The sequence below is a fragment of the Gilliamella sp. Occ3-1 genome (assembly GCF_001690655.1).
Classification (GTDB): Bacteria; Pseudomonadota; Gammaproteobacteria; order Enterobacterales; family Orbaceae; genus Gilliamella; species Gilliamella apicola_P.
Genome location: NZ_LZHQ01000022.1, coordinates 52,599 through 73,169, shown reverse-complemented (window position 1 = coordinate 73,169; position 20,571 = coordinate 52,599). Strand labels below are relative to the sequence as shown.

General features: G+C 32.1%; 20 protein-coding genes. 14 read left to right on the top strand and 6 right to left on the bottom strand.

Features of this window, described 5'->3' with window-relative positions; translation table 11 throughout:
* Nucleotides 1-48: 48 nt before the first annotated feature.
* Both A9G43_RS06305 and A9G43_RS06300 read right to left on the bottom strand, forming a co-directional pair.
* Nucleotides 49-984: a capsular polysaccharide synthesis protein gene (locus tag A9G43_RS06305; protein WP_065607565.1), complete on the bottom strand. Its 936-nt coding sequence runs from the start codon at nucleotides 982-984 to the stop codon at nucleotides 49-51.
* Between the two features lie 749 nt (nucleotides 985-1,733).
* A complete protein-coding gene (locus A9G43_RS06300) occupies nucleotides 1,734-2,714 on the bottom strand; it encodes a glycosyltransferase family 8 protein (RefSeq protein WP_065607563.1) in 981 nt (326 codons plus the stop codon).
* A 147-nt stretch (nucleotides 2,715-2,861) separates the two neighbouring features.
* Here A9G43_RS06300 and A9G43_RS06295 point away from each other — a divergent pair, with 147 nt between their 5' ends.
* The 4 genes from A9G43_RS06295 to tsaB all read left to right on the top strand — a co-directional run bounded on the left by A9G43_RS06295 (nucleotide 2,862) and on the right by tsaB (nucleotide 7,684).
* Nucleotides 2,862-3,839: a glycosyltransferase family 8 protein gene (locus tag A9G43_RS06295; protein WP_081298052.1), complete on the top strand. Its 978-nt coding sequence runs from the start codon at nucleotides 2,862-2,864 to the stop codon at nucleotides 3,837-3,839.
* A gap of 11 nt (nucleotides 3,840-3,850) precedes the next feature.
* Nucleotides 3,851-4,828 (top strand): glycosyltransferase family 8 protein, encoded by a 978-nt coding sequence (locus A9G43_RS06290; RefSeq protein WP_176701712.1) that lies wholly within the window; start codon nucleotides 3,851-3,853, stop codon nucleotides 4,826-4,828.
* A gap of 242 nt (nucleotides 4,829-5,070) precedes the next feature.
* Nucleotides 5,071-6,981 (top strand): ATP-dependent DNA helicase, encoded by a 1,911-nt coding sequence (locus tag A9G43_RS06285; RefSeq protein WP_065607559.1) that lies wholly within the window; start codon nucleotides 5,071-5,073, stop codon nucleotides 6,979-6,981.
* A 22-nt stretch (nucleotides 6,982-7,003) separates the two neighbouring features.
* Nucleotides 7,004-7,684, top strand: coding sequence for a tRNA (adenosine(37)-N6)-threonylcarbamoyltransferase complex dimerization subunit type 1 TsaB (gene tsaB / locus A9G43_RS06280; protein WP_065607557.1), 681 nt, complete (start codon nucleotides 7,004-7,006; stop codon nucleotides 7,682-7,684).
* Between the two features lie 61 nt (nucleotides 7,685-7,745).
* Here tsaB and A9G43_RS06275 read toward each other — a convergent pair whose 3' ends face one another.
* A complete protein-coding gene (locus A9G43_RS06275; RefSeq protein WP_034912061.1) occupies nucleotides 7,746-8,012 on the bottom strand; it encodes a GrxA family glutaredoxin in 267 nt (88 codons plus the stop codon).
* A gap of 449 nt (nucleotides 8,013-8,461) precedes the next feature.
* On the opposite strand from A9G43_RS06275, the gene A9G43_RS06270 reads away from it, so the two are divergent.
* The 4 genes from A9G43_RS06270 to A9G43_RS06255 all read left to right on the top strand — a co-directional run bounded on the left by A9G43_RS06270 (nucleotide 8,462) and on the right by A9G43_RS06255 (nucleotide 11,367).
* On the top strand, nucleotides 8,462-9,151 hold the full coding sequence (locus A9G43_RS06270) for a DUF2884 family protein (RefSeq protein ID WP_065575577.1): 690 nt from the start codon (nucleotides 8,462-8,464) through the stop codon (nucleotides 9,149-9,151).
* A gap of 63 nt (nucleotides 9,152-9,214) precedes the next feature.
* The gene (gene folD / locus A9G43_RS06265) at nucleotides 9,215-10,066 is read left to right on the top strand and encodes a bifunctional methylenetetrahydrofolate dehydrogenase/methenyltetrahydrofolate cyclohydrolase FolD (RefSeq protein WP_065607555.1); all 852 of its coding nucleotides are present in this window, start codon (nucleotides 9,215-9,217) and stop codon (nucleotides 10,064-10,066) included.
* A 64-nt stretch (nucleotides 10,067-10,130) separates the two neighbouring features.
* The gene (gene ppiB / locus A9G43_RS06260) at nucleotides 10,131-10,622 is read left to right on the top strand and encodes a peptidylprolyl isomerase B (protein WP_065589345.1); all 492 of its coding nucleotides are present in this window, start codon (nucleotides 10,131-10,133) and stop codon (nucleotides 10,620-10,622) included.
* Entirely contained in the window at nucleotides 10,615-11,367 is a 753-nt protein-coding gene (locus A9G43_RS06255; protein ID WP_218058628.1) for a UDP-2,3-diacylglucosamine diphosphatase, read from the top strand. Before ppiB ends, A9G43_RS06255 begins: the two co-directional genes overlap by 8 nt.
* Here the strand turns inward: A9G43_RS06255 and modC are convergent.
* From modC to modA, 3 genes are read right to left on the bottom strand one after another with little or no spacing between them, the layout of a single operon-like run.
* Complete coding sequence (modC, locus tag A9G43_RS06250; protein WP_034912079.1) at nucleotides 11,346-12,026, bottom strand: molybdenum ABC transporter ATP-binding protein; 681 nt, start codon at nucleotides 12,024-12,026, stop codon at nucleotides 11,346-11,348. The two genes, A9G43_RS06255 and modC, sit on opposite strands and share 22 nt — an antisense overlap.
* 5 nt (nucleotides 12,027-12,031) lie before the next feature.
* The gene (gene modB / locus A9G43_RS06245; RefSeq protein ID WP_065607551.1) at nucleotides 12,032-12,721 is read right to left on the bottom strand and encodes a molybdate ABC transporter permease subunit; all 690 of its coding nucleotides are present in this window, start codon (nucleotides 12,719-12,721) and stop codon (nucleotides 12,032-12,034) included.
* Nucleotides 12,722-12,749: 28 nt separating this feature from the next.
* Nucleotides 12,750-13,505 (bottom strand): molybdate ABC transporter substrate-binding protein, encoded by a 756-nt coding sequence (gene modA / locus A9G43_RS06240; protein WP_442903315.1) that lies wholly within the window; start codon nucleotides 13,503-13,505, stop codon nucleotides 12,750-12,752.
* Nucleotides 13,506-13,785: 280 nt separating this feature from the next.
* On the opposite strand from modA, the gene A9G43_RS06235 reads away from it, so the two are divergent.
* The 6 genes from A9G43_RS06235 to purK all read left to right on the top strand — a co-directional run bounded on the left by A9G43_RS06235 (nucleotide 13,786) and on the right by purK (nucleotide 20,567).
* Nucleotides 13,786-14,568 carry a TOBE domain-containing protein gene (locus A9G43_RS06235; RefSeq protein WP_065607547.1) on the top strand — a complete coding sequence of 261 codons (783 nt, stop codon included), beginning with the start codon at nucleotides 13,786-13,788 and terminating at the stop codon, nucleotides 14,566-14,568.
* A 15-nt stretch (nucleotides 14,569-14,583) separates the two neighbouring features.
* Complete coding sequence (gene modF, locus A9G43_RS06230; protein WP_065607545.1) at nucleotides 14,584-16,056, top strand: molybdate ABC transporter ATP-binding protein ModF; 1,473 nt, start codon at nucleotides 14,584-14,586, stop codon at nucleotides 16,054-16,056.
* Nucleotides 16,057-16,439: 383 nt separating this feature from the next.
* Entirely contained in the window at nucleotides 16,440-18,443 is a 2,004-nt protein-coding gene (uvrB, locus tag A9G43_RS06225; protein ID WP_065607543.1) for an excinuclease ABC subunit UvrB, read from the top strand.
* 70 nt (nucleotides 18,444-18,513) lie between these two features.
* Nucleotides 18,514-18,819 carry a RidA family protein gene (locus tag A9G43_RS06220; RefSeq protein WP_255308748.1) on the top strand — a complete coding sequence of 102 codons (306 nt, stop codon included), beginning with the start codon at nucleotides 18,514-18,516 and terminating at the stop codon, nucleotides 18,817-18,819.
* A gap of 169 nt (nucleotides 18,820-18,988) precedes the next feature.
* Nucleotides 18,989-19,489 carry a 5-(carboxyamino)imidazole ribonucleotide mutase gene (gene purE, locus A9G43_RS06215; RefSeq protein ID WP_065607541.1) on the top strand — a complete coding sequence of 167 codons (501 nt, stop codon included), beginning with the start codon at nucleotides 18,989-18,991 and terminating at the stop codon, nucleotides 19,487-19,489.
* A 1-nt stretch (nucleotide 19,490) separates the two neighbouring features.
* Nucleotides 19,491-20,567, top strand: coding sequence for a 5-(carboxyamino)imidazole ribonucleotide synthase (gene purK, locus A9G43_RS06210; protein ID WP_065607602.1), 1,077 nt, complete (start codon nucleotides 19,491-19,493; stop codon nucleotides 20,565-20,567).
* The last annotated feature ends 4 nt before the right edge of the window (nucleotides 20,568-20,571 follow it).

Genomic DNA, 20,571 nt, shown 5'->3' with positions numbered 1-20,571 from the left:
TTATATACTAAAAAAATGCAAAAGAATAAGATTAGATCTCAGTATTATTTAGTAAAATAAGTCTTTTTCCTTTAAAAATATATCAAGTAAAGAGCCAGTAACTCTTTCTTTATAGCGATACGTTAATTTATGTATTGAAGAGTTATTTTTTATCTCTTTTAGTTCTTCTAAACAAAAATTATTTTTAAAAGATAATTGCATTTTGTGTGTAGGTTCCTCAATTAAATTAATAGTCGAATTCCATTCTTTGTTTAAGTGTTTATGTTGATCGATAAGGCATTTGAAAATAAAATAGATTAAAAAATAATCTATGATTTTGTTTTCATTTTTCCAATATTCAAAAAGTGCATTTCTTAGGCTACATATCAAGTTATTATTTGGTTGGGAATGCATAAACCAGCTAGCAGAAGTCAGAAATGAGTGGCAATCAAACCAAGAACTTTCTTTTGTAATATGAAAAGCAAAGAAATTAGACTGAAGAATTTGAGGTGAAATATTATGAGTTAATAAAACTGTTGCATCAATCCAAGTGCCCCCGTATTTAGCTAACAAGCAAACTCGAATAATATCAGATAAATGTACTAAGCTGATAATGCCTTTTTTATATTTTTCAATTATATATTCTGGTAATTTAATATAGTCGTGATAATTTTTTTCTGTGAGCCTTACAATTTTGCGACCACTGCAATATTTTTCAACACTCTCAAAACATAATTTCACAATTTTAGGGGCATTTTTTTCACCTTGAAACCAAATTTGCCATATAGGTAATTTATGAGGTGAAATATAAGTTGATTTATTATTATTTTGAGCAGTTTCGCTACAATACTTAGCTACATAATTATAAAACTCTTTTTGTCTACGATAAGGTAGATCAAATAATTCATATTTTAGATAATCTTTTACTTTCTTTCTGATTGGTGATAGAAAAATTGGGAATGTTAAGATTTTTATTATCTCTTTAGTTACTTTATATGATAGCATGGCTTTATATATTTGCTTATTATATTTAAAATATTAGCACAGTGTAAAAAATCTTTCTATAAATTATAAATTTATTTTTGGCGAATGACTACGTATACTTTCATAAGAGAATTCAATATATTTAAATCGTGCTTTATTAGCCTGATTCTTTATTTTGTAGTAACAATCAAAAATAATATATCTTTTTTGTGTGTATGAAAAAAGCTTTCAACAACCGCATTATCCCAACAGTTTTTTTTGACTCATATTTTTTCTTAGTCTATATTGTAGTAATAACTACTTGAAATAATCTCTGCAATATTGGTTTTCTCGGTCACTGTGAATGAGCACTTTTTTAGAAAAATAACATCGAAATAAGGCTTGCTTTAAAGTATTATGGAACTAAATGATGGTTTATGTGACGACTTGTTTGCTTAGTCACTTTTCGTCTATATAAAACGATAATCACGGACAAATATAACCAAAGTTGACTCGTTTCAAATAAGTCATCTCTGTTACTTTCCTTCATCCCTAGCATCATGAAGCAGACTCGGTGCCCAAACAAGTCTTATGCTTTTGTAGTTAACACTAATTTTAAATATACTCGCTGAATTTCGTTGATTTGTTTGGTTTTTATACCTTGCATCATAAATCTGGCGTACTGACGCAGAGTAATAGGGATGCCTTGGTTATGAGATCAAATATTAAATGATTTTTCATAATATTGCATTAATGAAAAATGCTATATTCTAGCAGCTAAGTTTTATTGTTTATATTATATAGTTAAAAAGTTGATTTAATTTTTTAAACAATTTTAGTTTAATATAACGTAAAAAGTAATCGCTACATTTTAGGAGTTGTTTTTCCTTGAAATATAATTTTGCATAAATCCGATAATCATTAACGCGCATTTTATGTTTATAACTTTTAAGTGGACTATTTGCCCAAGGAGTGAAGTGTTTATAGAAACTATAAATATCTTGCGCGAGCCCTTTATGTTCTTGATACCACATCTTTCTGGCACCAGTAAAATGAATGATAAAAGGTAAAGATTCTTTATTATAAAAGAAAGTTTCTTTTTGCTTATCGTTCATCCAAGTAAATAGATAATTCCAGTTAGTATCTATAAATAGAACTTGATGCTGTAAAACTATATTTAGGGCATCTTGATCTGGATAAATTAAATGTTTTTTTTCTGCGGACAGCAATATCTTATTTGTTTTATTTTCTGTATCAAAATCCATCCAATTATTAACATTAATGTATAAAAAACCAGAGTTGAAATAACTTTGAGAAGTCAGTTCCAACCTTTTTTGGTTTTTGTTCATATTTTCTTTCTCTAATGAGTCTGGTGTTACAGCGCAAATGACTGAGTCTATATTTATATTTAAAATTGGTGATAGGTCAGAAAAGCATAAGGTATCAGCATCTAAATAAATAAATTTATCAACTTTACCATGTAATAGTCTTGGAACTGATAATCGGATATACATCGATCGGTTAATATGCTTTATTTTATTATTCGAAAGATCTGAATATTTATTTAGCTCATCTGTTGAAATCAAATAAATTGTGATAGAAGGACTGATTTTTTGTAACTTATGTTGTTCTTCTGGTGCGACATCATATAAAAAGACATGGAAATTAATATTATGATCCATATTGTTAAGTATAATAGAGGTAATAGATACAGCTACATGTTCAAGATAATTTGAATCACTACAATATGCAATGTTAATCCTATTATTCATTTTTAACACTCTTTAAAACTTAACCTTGTTATTTAGTCATTACTAAATCAATATGTCAATATAAAATTTATTATTACTTCATTGTTTAATTTAACATATGTTACAATGCTTTAATCTTTTTTAACATAATCGAAAAATTGGCACAAGATGAAAGAAAACATTTTTATTAGCAAAATCAAAACACTACTTAATAATACCGTAGAATCTTTTAATACGGTACATATAGCATTTTGTTTTGATGATAACTATGCAATGCCAGCTAGTATTGCTATGTCTTCAGTAATTTTGAATAATCCAGATAAAAATCTTGTATTCCATTTATTTGCCAATAATGTATCTAGTGAGAAAATTATAAGATTTAATCAATTAAGTAAAGAAAATATTACCATAATTTGTTATGAAATTAGTGATAATTTTTCAATTAATCCAGATACTTTAGTTTTACATGTTTCTGCTTCAACTTGTTTACGATTTGTTGTACCACAGATACTAAATAAAGTAACTTCTCGAGTTTTATATTTAGATTGTGATGTACTGTGTACAAGTAACCTTAATGAATTAATTAATATTGATTTAACTGATAAATATTCTGCGGTTGTCCCAGATTTAGAAAAAACACAAGAAAAACAGTGTGCTAGCTGTAATATTCCTTATGGTGAATACTTTAATGCTGGAATGATATATATTAATACAGATATGTGGGTACAAAATAACCTTACTGAAAAAGCTTTTGTGATGATTAACAGTGGTAAAGTTTATAAATTTGCAGATCAAGATGTCCTAAATATTTTAATGCAAGGTAAAACAGTATTTTTACCTAAATGCTTTAATTATCTTACTGCGCTAACTGCGGGTGGAAAAGAAGATAATCTTATTGGCAATGATGCTGTGATTATTCATTATGTCACCGGTAATAAACCTTGGTATAAACTATATTTGACGCCTCTTTATCAACATTATATAGAGTCTTCTTGTTGGGCAAACGATAAATTATTGCTAGCTAATGAAAATGCCCCGTCAACCACCAGAAGATATGCTAAATTACTTGCTAGTCAGCATAAATATTTTTCTGCATTGAAGTATTATCTACTTTATTTGAAGCATAAAGCGTTCAAAAGATGTTAAGGAATAATGTTGTGATTAATGTTGAAAAATTTATTAACAAAAAAAATGAATTATTATCATGTGTTTTTTCGAATAATGAACATGTATTACATATTCTTTTGTGTTTTGATGATAACTACGCTCTATCAGCAGGTGTAGATATTGTTTCAGTTATTGAAAATAATAAAAATAATCAGATTCATTTTCATATTTTTACTCATAATGTTTCGGAAGAAAATAGAAAGAAATTGGCAACAATTAACTCTGATAATGCTTCTATAACTGAATATGTTATTAATGATGAATTTAAAATTGATCAAAAGAATACTGAACAATTTCCTATATCAGCTTGTGTTAGGTTAATAGCTCCAATAATTTTAAAAGATATAGCTAAAAGATTGCTTTATATTGATAGTGATACACTTTGCCTTAAAAAATTAAATTTTATTCATGAAGTTAATTTAGATTCTGCAATTGTTGCTGCTGTTGCTGATGAGCCCTATATGCAACAATCTCAGTGTGATAGATATAACATAATATATGGGAGATATTTTAATTCTGGTGTGATGTTAATTAACATACCTCTTTGGTGTCAGGAAGACATTACTTCTAAAACATTAAAGTTATTAAATAATGGTGATAAATATCATTATCCAGATCAAGATGTATTAAATATTTGTGTAGGTGAAAAAAGAATTATATTAGAAAAAAAATATAATAAATTATTGGCGCTATCAATAAATGGTAATGAGGATTCTAATGTTCCAGACGATACTGTTTTAATTCATTACATAACTAAAAATAAACCTTGGCATCAGCCTTATCGTTCAAGATTATTTGATTTTTATTTGGAAAAGTCTCCATGGAGAAATAATACTTTACTTTTATATAGCCGAAAGAAAACATCTTCAATCCGAGCCTATTCTCGATTGATGTTTAAAGAAAAGAAATATTTGCTATCAATAAAACATTATTTAATATATTTAAAAGTAAAATTTTTGAATAAATAATTATATTTATACATTTTTTGTTATTCAACATTGTTAAAATGTCAATGTTCTTATATATCTTTTTTGCTTAGTTATTGTTATATTATTAATGATTTTAAGGTTATTCATGATCCAATTCTGTTACAACAATAAATCTTTATTTAAATTATAGATATATTGTTTTCATAATATTGTGTAATTCCAAAATTAATTTTCTAATTTTATTAATATTTTGAATTTATTTTTTATTAGGTATATTTTAAGTGATTGATGATTTTTCTGAGAATGGTTTATTGGCTAAAGCTATTGATGGATTTGTGGCAAGAGAGCCACAACGAAACATGGCAAGTAAAGTCTCAGAGTCAATAAATAAGCAACAGTCTCTTGTTGTTGAGGCTGGGACTGGAACAGGTAAAACATTCGCTTATTTAGTACCCGCTCTACGTAGTGAAAAGAAAGTAATACTTTCCACGGGATCCAAGAATCTACAAGATCAACTTTTTAGTAAAGATCTGCCTATTATCAAAAAAGCATTAAATTACACTGGCAAAATATCTCTTCTTAAAGGTAGATCGAATTATCTTTGTTTAGAACGATTGTATAATCAATATGCAGCTGCCGGAGATCTTGATAAAGATTTACGTGTTGATTTAGTTCGTGTCAAAAATTGGTCAATTAAAACCAAAGATGGAGATATTAGCAAATGTATAGCAGTTACGGAAGAAAACCCAATTTGGCCCGTATTAACTAGTACAAACGAAAGCTGTCTTGGAAGTGACTGCGAACATTATAATGATTGTTATGTTGTTAAGGCTCGTAAGCGTGCTTTAAATGCGGATATTGTGGTTGTTAATCACCATCTATTTTTAGCCGATGTTGTGGTAAAAGATACAGGTTTTGGTGAGCTTATTCCTAAGGCTGATGTAATGATTTTTGATGAAGCCCATCAGTTACCAGATCTGGCTTGTCACTATTTTGGACAACAGTTAACTAGTCGTCAGCTACTAGAACTTGCAAAAGAGATAACGCTTAGCTATCGCACTGAAGTAAAAGATATGTCTCAGCTACAGCAGTGTGCAGATAAATTGCAAAAAAGTGTTCAAGATTTGCGTATTGCAATTAATCAGCAACTACCTAAAGGTAATTTGCGAGTGTTATTCAAACAGCAAGCAATAAAAAAAGAGTTATCTTATCTTTTTGATGCATTAGATTTTTGTCGTGAGGTTTTAATGTTGGCAATAGGACGATCTACAGCATTAGATAACTGCTTTGAACGAGTAAATCAATACATCAGCTTATTAAAAAAATTAAGTGAAACATATGTAACTGGGTTTAGTTATTGGTATGAATGTACTTATAATTATTTTGTTTTTGCGATAACGCCATTGTCAGTGGCCGATAAATTTTCTGAACTATTAGCACAACGTAAAGGTAGTTGGATTTTTACCTCGGCAACTTTGTCTGTTGATAATAAATTAGATTATTTTACTAAGCGCCTTGGTCTCACAAATGCCGATTCCCTTATTTTAGAAAGCCCATTTGATTATTTACATCAAACTGTCATGTGTGTTCCGCGTTATATTCCTTCTCCTAATGAACAAGGTAATACTGAAAAATTGGTCGATATATTATTGCCAGTTATTGAAGCAAACAATGGACGTTGTTTTTTCCTATGTACTTCTTATGCCATGATGAATGCTTTAGCAAGACAGTTTAAAGAACTCACCAAATTACCAGTATTAGTACAAGGTGAAACAAGCAAAGTAAAATTACTTGAACAATTTATACATATCGGAAACGCCTTATTAATTGCTACCAGTAGTTTTTGGGAAGGTATTGATGTTCGTGGCGATACCTTATCTTGTGTTATTATAGATAAATTACCATTTACATCTCCAGACGATCCTTTAATAAAAGCTCGTATGGAAGATTGCCAAATGCAAGGTGGAGATGCATTTAATGATGTGCAATTACCTGAAGCTGTTATTACCTTAAAACAAGGTGTAGGTCGATTAATTCGCCATCATAATGACCGCGGAGCAATTATTATTTGTGACAATCGCTTGGTTATGAGACCTTACGGTGCAACATTTATTAATAGTTTGCCTCCATCGCCAAGAACACGAGATGTAAATAAAGTTATTAATTTTTTATTATCTAAAACTAACTTATAAAATTAAATATTTTGGAAAAGAAATGAGTACTATCTTAGCTATTGATACCTCAACAGAAGCATGTTCGGTAGCTTTACTTTACCGTAATGAAATCACTCATGATTTCATCATATCAGCACGCGATCATACTAAGCAAATATTACCAATGGTGGATAAGCTTCTTGCACTATCAGATTGTTCACTTGCTCAAGTTGATGCCATAGCCTTTGGGCAAGGACCTGGTAGTTTTACTGGCGTTAGAATTGGTATTGGTGTTGCACAAGGTTTAGCATTAGGCATTGACAAACCAATGATAGGAGTTTCAACGTTGATGACCTTGGCTCAAGGTGTATATCGAACACAAAAAGCCACAAAAGTCATTGCTACAATTGATGCCAGAATGGGTGAAGTCTATTTAGGACAATACTCTTACAGCAATAATCAATGGCAAACAGTTATTCCAGAATGTGTTATTGCACCTGAAAAAGTAATAGAAAAAGTGGAAAATATAGGTAATGATAGTTATTGTGCTGGCACTGGTTGGCAAACTTATCCAGATATGATTAAAGGAATAAGGCAAAGTGATATTTTATTACCTCACGCACAAGATCTAGTCGTTCTTGCTAACAATAAATGGTTAAAGAATGAAGTAGTTAATGTTGAGGAAGTAGAACCAACTTATTTACGTAACGAGGTTACTTGGAAAAAACTACCAGGTCGTTAATAATAAGTAAACATTAAAAAAGCCACCAAACGGTGGCTTGAATTTAATACACTCGTTTACATTATTCTTTAAATAAGCCTAAATGTTCTTTTGCATAAGCTTCAAAATCAGTACAACCACCGATTGGTTTTTCATCAATAAAGATTTGTGGTACTGTTTCAACAGGTTTACCTACACTTTTAGACAGATCTTCTTTAGTAATGCCTTCTGCATTAATATCAACATAACGATAAGAAAAATCATCACGCTCTTGAGAAAGTTTTTCTGCTAGTTCTTTAGCTCGAACACAATAAGGACAACCTTGACGTCCAAAAATTACAGTATACATTTTTACCTCGAATAAATTGTTTCACATATAGATACTATACGTTACTTTAAATTAAAAAAAAGTTGTTAAATATAGTTGATTAAATAGATTATACCTATTGATATTGGGCTTGAAAAGCTAATCTAGTTTTATGTTTGAAAAGTTAAATCTATTTGCTTATTTTTTCATAATTTAGAATTATTATTCAGAAAGCTAGCATTTTTTAAATTTATCACTTAATACTTCAGTAAACTTGATATCAAAAAACTAAACACCTAATATAAACATAATTTAATAACCTTTTAATGTTCAGACAAAAAGATAGTTCTATTTCTGTAAAAATCATTCAGAAATAGCTTGTGCTAATCTTGACTTGTTTGTTTTTCCAATCACAACATAAGCTCAACTTTATTATGTTTATTTTCAGGTAGACGTTATAATCTTCATAGATGAACTAGTTGGATATGAAGATGTTAAAAAAATTGATATTGATTGCTTTGTTGTTACCTATCACCGTATTTGCTGCTAAAAAAGAGTGTGGGATTAAGCCCAGTTATGACATTACGATAAATAGAGAAAGTGTACATATTTTTGATAAAAAAAATGATTTAATTATCATGCCAAATGGTAATGTCATTTTAAATAAAGAAACGATATCACTTAATCCATCATTACAAAAAGAACTGATTCAATTTCAGCAAGATTTACGTCAACAGTTGCCGCTACTAGAACAACAATCATTAAGCCTTTTAACTGAAGTTAAAGAAACTTTTGAAAAAGCAATAAAAAATCAATTGGGCGATGATAATGAGCTAAAAAGCGAGTTAAACAAATTATATAAACGTTTAGTTAAGTTGTTACATGCATCAATTATTACTGAAAATGGTAATACGCGATTTTCTTACCGACATTTTAATAATATCAAAAAAGATGGAGAAGATATTGGTCAACGCATTTTTTATAATGTTGTGGGCGGAAGTATTTTGCATTTCGAATTTTTTAAAAATTATGGAGCAATTAAACAAATTTCTAAAAATGAATGGAAGGCTCAAAAACCTAAATTAAAAGCTTTTGATGCTCATATTTGTTCAGTTATTACAGATATTGATGCTCAATACAAACAAATATTGAGTCAACTTAATCAATCAATTCATAACTAAATAGACATTAATAAAAACTTTTGCGAAAATGATACCTCTAATAAGATAGTTAAACGGAAGCTTATGACTGCACAAATAATTGATGGGAAAGTATTAGCACAACAAATACGTACTGAAATTGCCAATAAGGTCAAAATGCGTATTGAAAAAGGACTATCAGTCCCAGGATTAGCAGTAATTCAAGTCGGTTCAGATCCTGCATCAAAAATCTATGTTAAAAATAAGCAAAAGGCTTGTGATGATGTTGGTTTTGTTTCATTTGCTTATGACTTTACCTCGACGACCACCAATGAATTATTAGCATTAATTGATGAACTAAATCAACGTTTAGATGTGCATGGTATTTTAGTACAACTGCCTTTACCTGATAATATTGATAAAACTAAGGTTCTTGAACGTATTGATCCAAGTAAAGATGTCGATGGTTTTCATCCATATAATATTGGACATTTGCTACAGCGTGATCCAATCTTGCGACCATGTACTCCTTATGGCGTAGTCAAAATGTTAGAATCCACTGGCATAAATCTGTCAGGTTTAAATGCTACCGTTGTAGGAGCATCAAGCATTGTGGGTCGTCCAATGGCATTAGAGTTATTATTATTAGGTTGCACAACAACCATTACCCATAGTCGTACTATTGATTTAGCAAAACATGTTAGCAATGCGGATATTGTTGTTGCGGGAGTAGGCATTGCTAATTATGTTAAGGGTGAGTGGATAAAGCTGGGTGCAATCGTCATTGATGTTGGTATCAATCGTTTGCCAGATGGTAAACTTGCAGGTGATGTAGAGTTTGATGTTGCTGTTAAAAGAGCGGGATGGATCACGCCTGTTCCTGGTGGTGTTGGTCCAATGACCGTTGCTATGTTAATGAGCAATACACTAGAAGCATGTGAAAAATTTGGTAAATAAATTATATTAATTTAGATTTACTAAATTTTATTCGAAAGATATATATTAAAAAAAGGATTATGCAATGATTATATTTCACACTAATTTAGGTGATATTAAAATCAAAACTTTTGATGATAAGGCGCCAGAAACTGTTAAAAATTTTGTTGAATATTGCAAAGAAGGCTTTTATAACAACACAATATTTCATCGTGTTATTAATAATTTCATGATTCAAGGTGGTGGTTTTGAACCAGGAATGAACCAAAAAAAGACAAAATCACCAATTAAAAACGAAGCAAATAACGGTCTAAAAAATGAACGTGGTACTTTAGCAATGGCACGTACATCAGATCCTCATTCGGCAACTGCGCAATTTTTTATCAACGTGGTTGATAATGATTATCTCAACTTTCGCTCTGCGGACATTAATGGTTATGGCTATTGTGTTTTTGCACAAGTTGTTGATGGGCTTGATGTGGTTGATAAAATAAAAGCTGTTAAAACAGGGCGCAGTGGTATGCATTCTGATGTTCCTGTTGAAGATGTTATTATTACGAGTGTCACGGTTGAATAATCCTGTTCGTTATTTTATTGCTGATATTCATTTAGCAGATAATGAGCCTGCTTCAGGTTATATTAATATAACCGCAGGCTTTTTGTCTTTTTTGGATACTTTGCCCGACAACTGCGAGCTTTACATTCTAGGCGACCTTTTTGATTACTGGGTTGGGGATGATGTAAAAACAATCTTACATTATCAAATTGCGCAGGCTTTACAAGCCTTATCAAAACGTAATATAAGAAAATATTTCGTTCATGGTAATCGTGATTTTTTATTGGGGAAAAAGTATGCGCAACAATGCGAAATGACCTTACTACCCGAGATTAATAGCCTTTCTAATCAAGGAAAAAACATCATTTTTTTACATGGTGATTTACTGTGTATTGACGACCATCAATATCAAAATTTCCGAAAAGTTATGCATAATAAATGGCTTCAAAAATTATTTTTATTTTTACCACTTTTTATTCGGTTGAAAATTGCAGCTAAGTTACGAAAAAAAAGTAGTCAACATAATCAACTCAAATCTGAAAATATCATGGATGTAAATCAGCAAGCAGTTATTGAAATGATGGTTAAACATAATGCAGATATTATGGTGCACGGTCATACACATAAACCTGCTGTACATCATTTTCAAATTGAAGGCAACACTGCAACTCGTGCGGTGCTTGGTGCTTGGCATGATGGCGTGACATATATTAAACAAGCGGAAAATAGTAATACTTTAGAGCTTTATAACCATTCTTTTAAATAGTCACTTTGTAAAACATGTTCGGTCTTACCAAACTCAATCAGCTTACCTTGATCTAAAATTACAACATTATCGGCTATTTGTTTAACTTCATTAATATTATGTGTTACATAAATAATGGGTATATTTAGCTCATTAGTTAATTTATTAATATAAGTTAACAGTTCTTTTTTTCTTGGCATATCGAGAGCTGAAAGCGGTTCGTCCATTAATAGTAATAAAGGGTTGGTTAATAGTGCTCGACCAATTGCTACTCGCTGTTTTTCTCCACCAGATAACATGGCAGGATAACGATTTAATAATGGTCGGATATTAAGTACATTAACTATTTCATCAAATCTTAATTGCTTGAAATTTTTAGCACCATAAATCAGATTTTTAATAACTTTATAATGAGGGAAAAGTAATGCATCTTGAAAAACGGTACCAATATGCCGATTTTCAGGAGTAACAAAAAGGTGTTTATCGCAATCAACTAGTGGTAAGCCATTCAACTGGATTTGGCCTTGATCAGGTTTAATTAATCCATTAACAAGGTTTACTAGTGTGGATTTTCCCGAGCCAGAAACGCCTAAAATAGCAGTAACCCCTTGGCAGGCTATCTCGTGATTGAATTGGAACGAAAACGAAGCAAGTTGTTTGCGAACATCTATTTTTAACATATTGATTATCCTGCTAACTTCTTTTTATGCCATCGATTTAACAATTCGGATAAAAAAAGTGCGATTAGTGATAACACAACCGAAATAATACACAGCCGTAATGCACCTTGTTCCCCATTGGGAATTTGTAGCAACGTATACATTGCTAATGGTAAGGTGCGGGTTTCATCTTGAATATTTGACACAAAAGTGATTGTTGCACCAAATTCCCCTAAGCAACGGGCAAAACCCAATACAATTCCCATAAGAATACCAGGAAAGGCTAATGGTAAAGTAATAGTTATAAAAACTCGCCACTTATGGGCTCCAAGAGTCCGAGCAACGTTTTCAAGGCGTGTATCAATTGATTCAATGGCTAAGCGAATTGAACGCACCATTAATGGAAATGCAACTACTGCCGAAGCTAAAGCTGCACCTTGCCAATTAAAGCTAAAGCTAATATTTAAATGGCTACTCAACCACTCGCCAATAACGCTACGTCGTCCCATGGTTATTAACAACAAATAACCTAAAACAACTGGTGGTAAAACAAGAGGAAGATGCACGAGGCTATCAAATAGCGATTTACCAAAAAATTGACAGCGTGCCAATATCCAAGCGGTTAAAATGCCTATTGGCAAACTAAAACCAATTGCTGTGGCGGCTATCTTTAAACTAAGTAGCAAGGTTTGCCATTCAAATTCAGTTAATAACATAGTTTTATAAAATTATTTACTTATTAAATTACTTTGTTATAAATCCATATTTTTCAAAAATAGCTTTAGCTTGTGGTGAATTTAAATATTTATAAAAATCAGTTGCTTTTGGATTAAACAAAGTGATGGGATATTCGATAGACTTAAATGTATCATCAGGAAAGGATCCAATTATTTTTACCTTATTGCTTATTTTAGCATCGGTACTATATACAATACCAAGCGCAGCTTCATTACGCTCAACTAGTACCAAAGCGTCTCTTACATTACTTGCAGGAGCAAATTGTGGCGATAATTTATTAAATACCCCTAAATTAGTTAATGATTCTTTTGCATACATCCCTGCTGGTACATGATCAGGATCACCAATAGCTATTCTTTCACCTTTAGGTAAAATAATTTCCCAATTGGTATTTTTATTAATTGAAACATTCTCTAAATGTGAATTTTGGGGAGCAATAAGCACCAATGTATTTTTTAATAAATCGTGTTTATTTTTAGTTAAATTATGCTCAATAAGATAAGTCATCCACTTTTGATCTGCTGACATAAATATATCCGCAGGTGCACCTTGTTCAATCTGTTTAGCTAATACTGATGATGAAGCAAATGAGAATACAATATTTGCATCTTTATGTTCTGCTTTATAAGATGCAGCGATATCTTGCATAGCATTAGTCAATGAGGCAGCGGCAAATATAGTCATTTTTTCAGCAGCTGAAACTGAAAAAGTTATTGCCATCATTAAGATAATTCCAATAATTTTTTTCATTCTGTTCCTCACAATAAAATTGAGTTAATTTTAACTGTTAATATTATTTATCCAATTTATTATTATGATTTATTACGTTATTTGGCAAATTATTAAATAGCCGTTATATAAAATATAACATATCGATGCTAGCAGAATTTATATATAAAGTACAATTAAAATTCATTTAAGCTGATACGATATGACAATCAACAAAATTTTTACCAAGTTTTGAAGGAATGCCAAAAAGGGTCTACAATAACCACTATTATCTCTTCCAAATTGATTAGTCGGTTCTTCATGGTGTTAAATTATGTTTTCTCCTGAAATTTTATTAACGTTAAATATAAAACAGCAGTTATTTACTGATCCAAGGCGTATTGCGTTATTAAAAGCAATTGAACAGACGGGGTCATTAAGTCAGGCTGCCAAGCAAATTGGTATTAGTTATAAAACCGCTTGGGATGCCATTAATGATATAAATAAATTAGCACCTAAACCTTTTTTAATTACTGCAATTGGTGGTAAAAATGGAGGAGGCACTAAACTGAGTGCTTATGCAGTTAGATTTATCCAACTCTATGATTTATTAACTCAACTACAACAAAATGCTTTTAACATACTAAATGATGACAAAGTACCTTTAGATGATATTTTAAAAGCTACAGCTAGACTATCATTACAAACCAGTGCACGAAATCAATTATATGGTACGGTTAAGCAGATTCAAACAAATGATGTTGCTGGTTTTATTACAGTGTTACTTAATGATAATCAAACTGAGTTAAAAGTTTATATTACTCAGTCAAGTATTGAACGGCTAAAGTTGAGTACGGACAAAACAGTATTGTTGTTGATTAAAGCTCCATTAATTGAATTAAAAAATGAAATCGAGAACGAAAACTGCTTGTCGGTTACCGTTGAAAAAATCACTACTGATGGCAATTGGAGTGAAATTTCCTTTACACTATCTTCTGGCATAGTGCTTTATGCTAACAAATTAGCCAGTGAAGTAAAAAAATCGGCCTTAACTACAGGCAAACAATCAAAACTATTTATTAATCCACAAAATATTATTGTTGCGACATTAGTTTAGCAATATGAGGTTATCATGCTACAAATAGAAAACGCACATTTTAAAATTAGCGACTACCTAGTTTTTACTATTAAATCACTTACAATAAATCAAGGCAGTAATGTTGCTTTTGTGGGGTGTAATGGCAGCGGTAAATCTATACTAGTTAAAGCATTGGCCGGTGAGCAAACATTATTATCAGGCAAAGTAATTAATCAATTTAACTCCATAGCACACATATCATTTGAACAGCTACAAAAACTAATTGATGATGAATGGAAACGCAATAATACAGATATGCTAAGCGAAAGTGAAAACGATACAGGATTAACCACTCAGCAAATTATACAAGAAAATAATTTTAATCAAGCACTTTGCCAAAAATTAGCAACACAATTTGGAATTGAACACCTATTAACGAAACGCTTTAAATACCTTTCAACTGGTGAAACACGCAAAGCCTTAATCTGTCGAGTTTTGATGCAGCAACCTGATTTTCTGATATTAGATGAACCTTTTGATGGCTTAGATGTGACATCACGTGGAAACTTAGCCGAAATGCTAGCAGATCTTGCTAAGCAAGGTATCACAATTGTCCTTGTTTTAAATCGATTTAATGAAATTCCTACTTTTATTGAAAATATTGGCATACTAGCCGACTGCCAACTATTGAAAATTGATACAAAAGATACAATATTAAACGATACAACTGTTAAGCAATTAGCTGATTTGGAAAATATTTCCAATATGCCATTACCAGAAACCGACGAACCATCAACTCAATTAGCTGATCAATTAGATCGTGTCATATTAAATAATGGTTATGTATATTATGATGATAAAGCAATCATTAATGGATTAACTTGGCGAGTAAAAGCCAAACAAAATTGGCAAATAGTTGGACCTAATGGCGCAGGTAAATCAACGTTATTAAGTTTAATAACTGGCGATCATCCACAAGGGTATAGCAATGATCTCACTTTATTTGGTCGTAAACGAGGTTCGGGTGAAACGATTTGGGATATTAAACGCCATATTGGTTATGTTAGTAGCAGCTTACATTTGGCTTATCGAGTTAGTTCTAGCGTTAAAACTGTGTTATTGTCTGGCTATTTTGATTCGATTGGTGTCTACCAAGCTACCAGTGATAAACAAGCTAAATTGGCTGATGAATGGCTACAGTTATTAGGGTTACAAACGCAGGCGGATAAACCCTTTCAATCGCTTTCTTGGGGACAACAAAAATTAGTATTGATTGCCAGAGCGTTGGTTAAACATCCGACACTGCTTATTTTAGATGAACCATTGCAAGGGCTTGATCATCTTAATCGAGAATTAGTAAAACGTTGGATAGATCGTTTAATTAGTGAAGGGTACACGCAGTTGCTATTTGTGTCTCATCACGCAGAAGATGCGCCAAAATGCATCACTCACCGATTGAATTTCATCCAATGCTTGGATCATAGCTATCAATATCAAATCGAACAGATAAATCGAATGATTAGTTAAAACTATCAAACATAGTGTTAAAGATAGGAATAAACATTAAAATAAGAGGAATTTGTTTTTGAAATTTTATCTTTATAATTGAAAAAAGTTTATAAAGATTATACTTATAAAGTTATCCCCGTTGCCTGTGGATAACTCTGTGAGTATTTTATTGAAAAAAGCGCTAACCTCAGTAACTATCAGGATTTTTCTTAATTTGATTGTAACTTAATCATGAAATATTTTTTTGTTTTATATCAACACGTTATCGTAAATCAAGTTATAAATTAGTTGTCTTTTTTATAAATGAAAATGTTAATTGAATAAAAAATAGTAAATTTTAAAAGGTCAAGTCCTTTTGGGGATAATTTTTATTAATAGGTAAAATATTAGGTTGCGATGTAATGAAAAAATTTAAATTATGTTCCGAATTTAAGCCAGCTGGTGATCAGCCAGAAGCGATAAAAAGGATTAATCAAAATCTTGATGATGGGATTGCGCATCAAACATTATTAGGCGTAACAGGATCAGGTAAAACATTTACCATGGCAAATGTTATTGCTAAACATAATCGCCCTACAATTATTTTAGCACCAAATAAAACATTAGCCGCTCAGCTATATGGTGAAATGAAAGCCTTTTTCCCTGAAAATGCGGTTGAATACTTCGTATCTTATTATGATTACTATCAACCTGAATCTTATGTACCGTCAACCGATACATTTATTGAAAAAGATGCATCAATCAATGAACATATAGAACAAATGCGTCTTTCTGCCACTAAATCACTACTAGAACGACGTGATGTTGTAATTGTTGCTTCGGTGTCGGCTATTTATGGTTTAGGAGCACCAGAAACCTATATGTCGATGATATTACACCTAACAAAAGGCACCATAACCGATCAGCGTTCAATCTTAACTCGATTAGCTGAATTGCAATACACTCGTAATGAAATAGGTTTTAGTCGTGGTACATTTCGTGTTCGAGGAGATGTTATAGATATTTTTCCAGCTGATTCAGACGATCTTGCTGTGCGCGTAGAGTTATTTGATGATGAAGTCGATCGAATTGTTATGTTTGATCCGCTTACAGGTAATAGCATAAATGAAGTATCGCGGATAACAATTTATCCAAAAACGCACTATGTCACACCAAGAAACATTATGGAAAACGCTATTGCGCAAATAAAGCAAGAGCTTAAAGAACGTCAAAAAGTTCTGTTAGACAATAATCGTCTATTAGAGGAGCAACGTTTAACTCAGCGGACATTATTTGATATTGAAATGATGACCGAATTGGGGTATTGCTCTGGGATTGAAAACTATTCACGCTTTTTAGCTCAGCGTAATCCGGGCGATCCGCCAGCAACCTTATTTGATTATTTGCCACCTGATGGATTACTGTTTATTGACGAATCTCACGTGGCTATTCCACAATTAGGAGCAATGTATAATGGTGACCGTTCACGTAAACTTAATCTGGTTGAATATGGCTTTCGGTTGCCATCAGCACTAGACAATCGACCGTTAAAATTTGCTGAATTTGAAAACATCATGCCACAAACTATTTATGTGTCAGCAACACCAGCTAAATACGAGATTGAAAAATCAGGTAATGAAATTATTGAACAAGTAGTTAGACCTACAGGTTTATTAGATCCTATTATCGAAGTTCGACCAGTTGCAACGCAGGTTGATGATCTATTATCAGAAATCAAAATTCGTATCAATAACGAAGAGCGTGTTTTAGTGACCACATTAACTAAACGTATGGCAGAAAACTTAACTGATTATCTGTCAGAACATAATGTAACTGTAAAATATTTGCATTCAGACATCAATACGGTTGAACGTATGGAAATTATTCGTGACCTACGTTTAGGTAAAGTTGATGTACTTGTGGGCATTAACTTATTGCGAGAAGGTTTAGATATACCTGAAGTCTCACTAATAGCAATATTGGATGCTGATCGCGAAGGTTTTTTACGTTCAGAAAGTTCACTAATTCAAACCGTAGGGCGTGCAGCTCGTAATGTAAATGGTAAAGCCATATTATATGCTGATAGAATAACCCCTGCCATGCAAAAAACGATTGATGAAACTGCCCGTCGTCGTAAAAAACAGGAAGATTTTAATACAGCACACGGCATTACACCAAAATCAGTACGCAAAGAAATTAAAGACGTATTAGAGGCAGGTTTAAGTACCAAAAAATCAACAGCCAAAGTACAAGCATTTGAACCAGGCAAACCTTATCAGTATGTTTCAGTTAAAGAAGTACAAGCAAAAGTGAAAGAGCTTGAAGCAATGATGTACGAAGCGGCTAAGAATCTTGAATTTGAAAAAGCTGGTGTACTGCGTGATGAAATAAAAAAATTGCGTGCTGATTTTATTAAAGTTTCTTAATAACTCATCTAACAAGGAAAATATGATGACAATAACACGAATTGATCCAGATAACCGCTAGTCTGAAGCAGTGATCCATAATAACGTTATTTATTACACAAGTGTTTCAGCTGATCTTGAAAATGACGCTTATGTACAGACTAAAAGTGCATTAGCTGAAATTGACAAAATATTAGCCCGAGCTAACAGTGATAAATCACGTATATTAGATGTAACATTATTTTTAGTTAATAAAAGTGACTTTGCCGCTATGAATAAAGCATGGGACGAATGGGTAGCTAAAGGTAGTGCACCAGTACGTTGTACAGTGCAAGCAGGGTTAATGAAAAAAGAATATTTGATAGAAATTAAAATCGTGGCAGCAGTAAAAGGCTAACTTTTTCTTCACCGCCGATACTATTCGGCGGTATCACTTTGTTTATCATCTTCATTTTGCAGGGAACATGTATTTTAATTGCTAACAGATAAAATCCTTACTATCCCCATTAATTAAATTTTAGTGTATACTTCACATACATCTTATTTTAATTATTCATACATTTGCCATGCATATTCAACCTAGAATTGCCATAGTAATGGGTTCCAAAAGTGATTGGACTACTATGCAACACGCAGCCGATATCCTTGATGCATTAACAATTCCTTATCATGTTGAAATCGTTTCTGCTCACCGTACCCCTGATAAATTATTTTGTTTTGCTGAAGATGCCAAACAAAAAGGCTTTGATGTGATCATAGCTGGTGCTGGCGGTGCGGCTCATTTGCCAGGTATGTTAGCTGCTAAAACGCTGATTCCTGTATTAGGTGTTCCAGTGCAAAGTGCTGCATTAAGTGGAATAGATAGTCTCTATTCTATTGTTCAAATGCCTAAAGGTATTCCAGTTGGCACTTTAGCAATAGGTAAATCTGGTGCAGCGAATGCGGCATTACTTGCTGCACAGATTCTAGCTCTACATGATAAAGTCATATATCAACGCTTATCAACATGGCGATTAACACAAACTGATGAGGTATTAAATAACCCAGATCCAAGAGTGAATGCATAATATGAAACTTCAATCTGTTTGTGTACTAGGTAACGGGCAATTAGGGCGAATGCTTAAGCAAGCTGGCGACCCAATAGGTATTAAAGTTTATCCAGTTGGATTAGATGTAGATCCTACCGCCATTCCATATCAACAGTCAGTAATAACAACTGAAATTGAGCGATGGTCAGATACGCCATTTACACATATTTTAGCCGAGCATCCGCATTTTATTAATCGAGATGTTTTTCCGATTATTGCAGATCGTTTAACCCAAAAAAAACTACTTGATGAGCTAGGTTTACCTACAGCTAAATGGTTTGCACTTAATCAATACCAAGATTGGTCAAAGTTATTCACTGAACTTGGTGAGCTATTAATTGTTAAACGTAGAACTGGCGGTTATGATGGACGAGGGCAATGGCGAATTGCTATTAATGGTCCAATAACTGTACCTGATGATATCTATCAACAAGCTATCGTTGAACAGGCTATCCCGTTCGAAAAAGAGATGTCATTAATAGGCGCTCGTAATGCAAAAGGTGAAACAGTATTTTATCCCCTTACCAATAACTTCCACCAAGACGGCATCTTAAAAATAAGTGTTGTACAACCTAACGAATCAGATTCATTACAAATAAAAGCAGAACAAATGCTATCTGCTATTATGCATAAATTGAATTATATTGGTGTAATGGCAATGGAATGCTTTATTGTTGGTAATGAACTACTGATCAACGAACTTGCTCCACGAGTACATAATAGTGGTCATTGGACGCAAAATGGAGCTTCAATTAGCCAATTTGAATTACATCTTCGTGCTATATTGGGGCTTCCATTTCCTAAGCCAGATGTATTTACGCCATCAGTTATGGTTAACTTAATTGGCACAGAATTAAATTTAAATTGGTTATCAATTGATTTGGTACATCTTCATTGGTATGAAAAAGAAGTTAGAGTTGGACGTAAAGTAGGGCATTTAAATTTAACCCATAACCAAACAAACAAATTGTTAAAAGCATTAGAGAATTTAATACCGTTATTACCTAATGATTATCAAAAAAGTATTGAATGGGCAAAACAAACATTAGCAATTTGAAAAC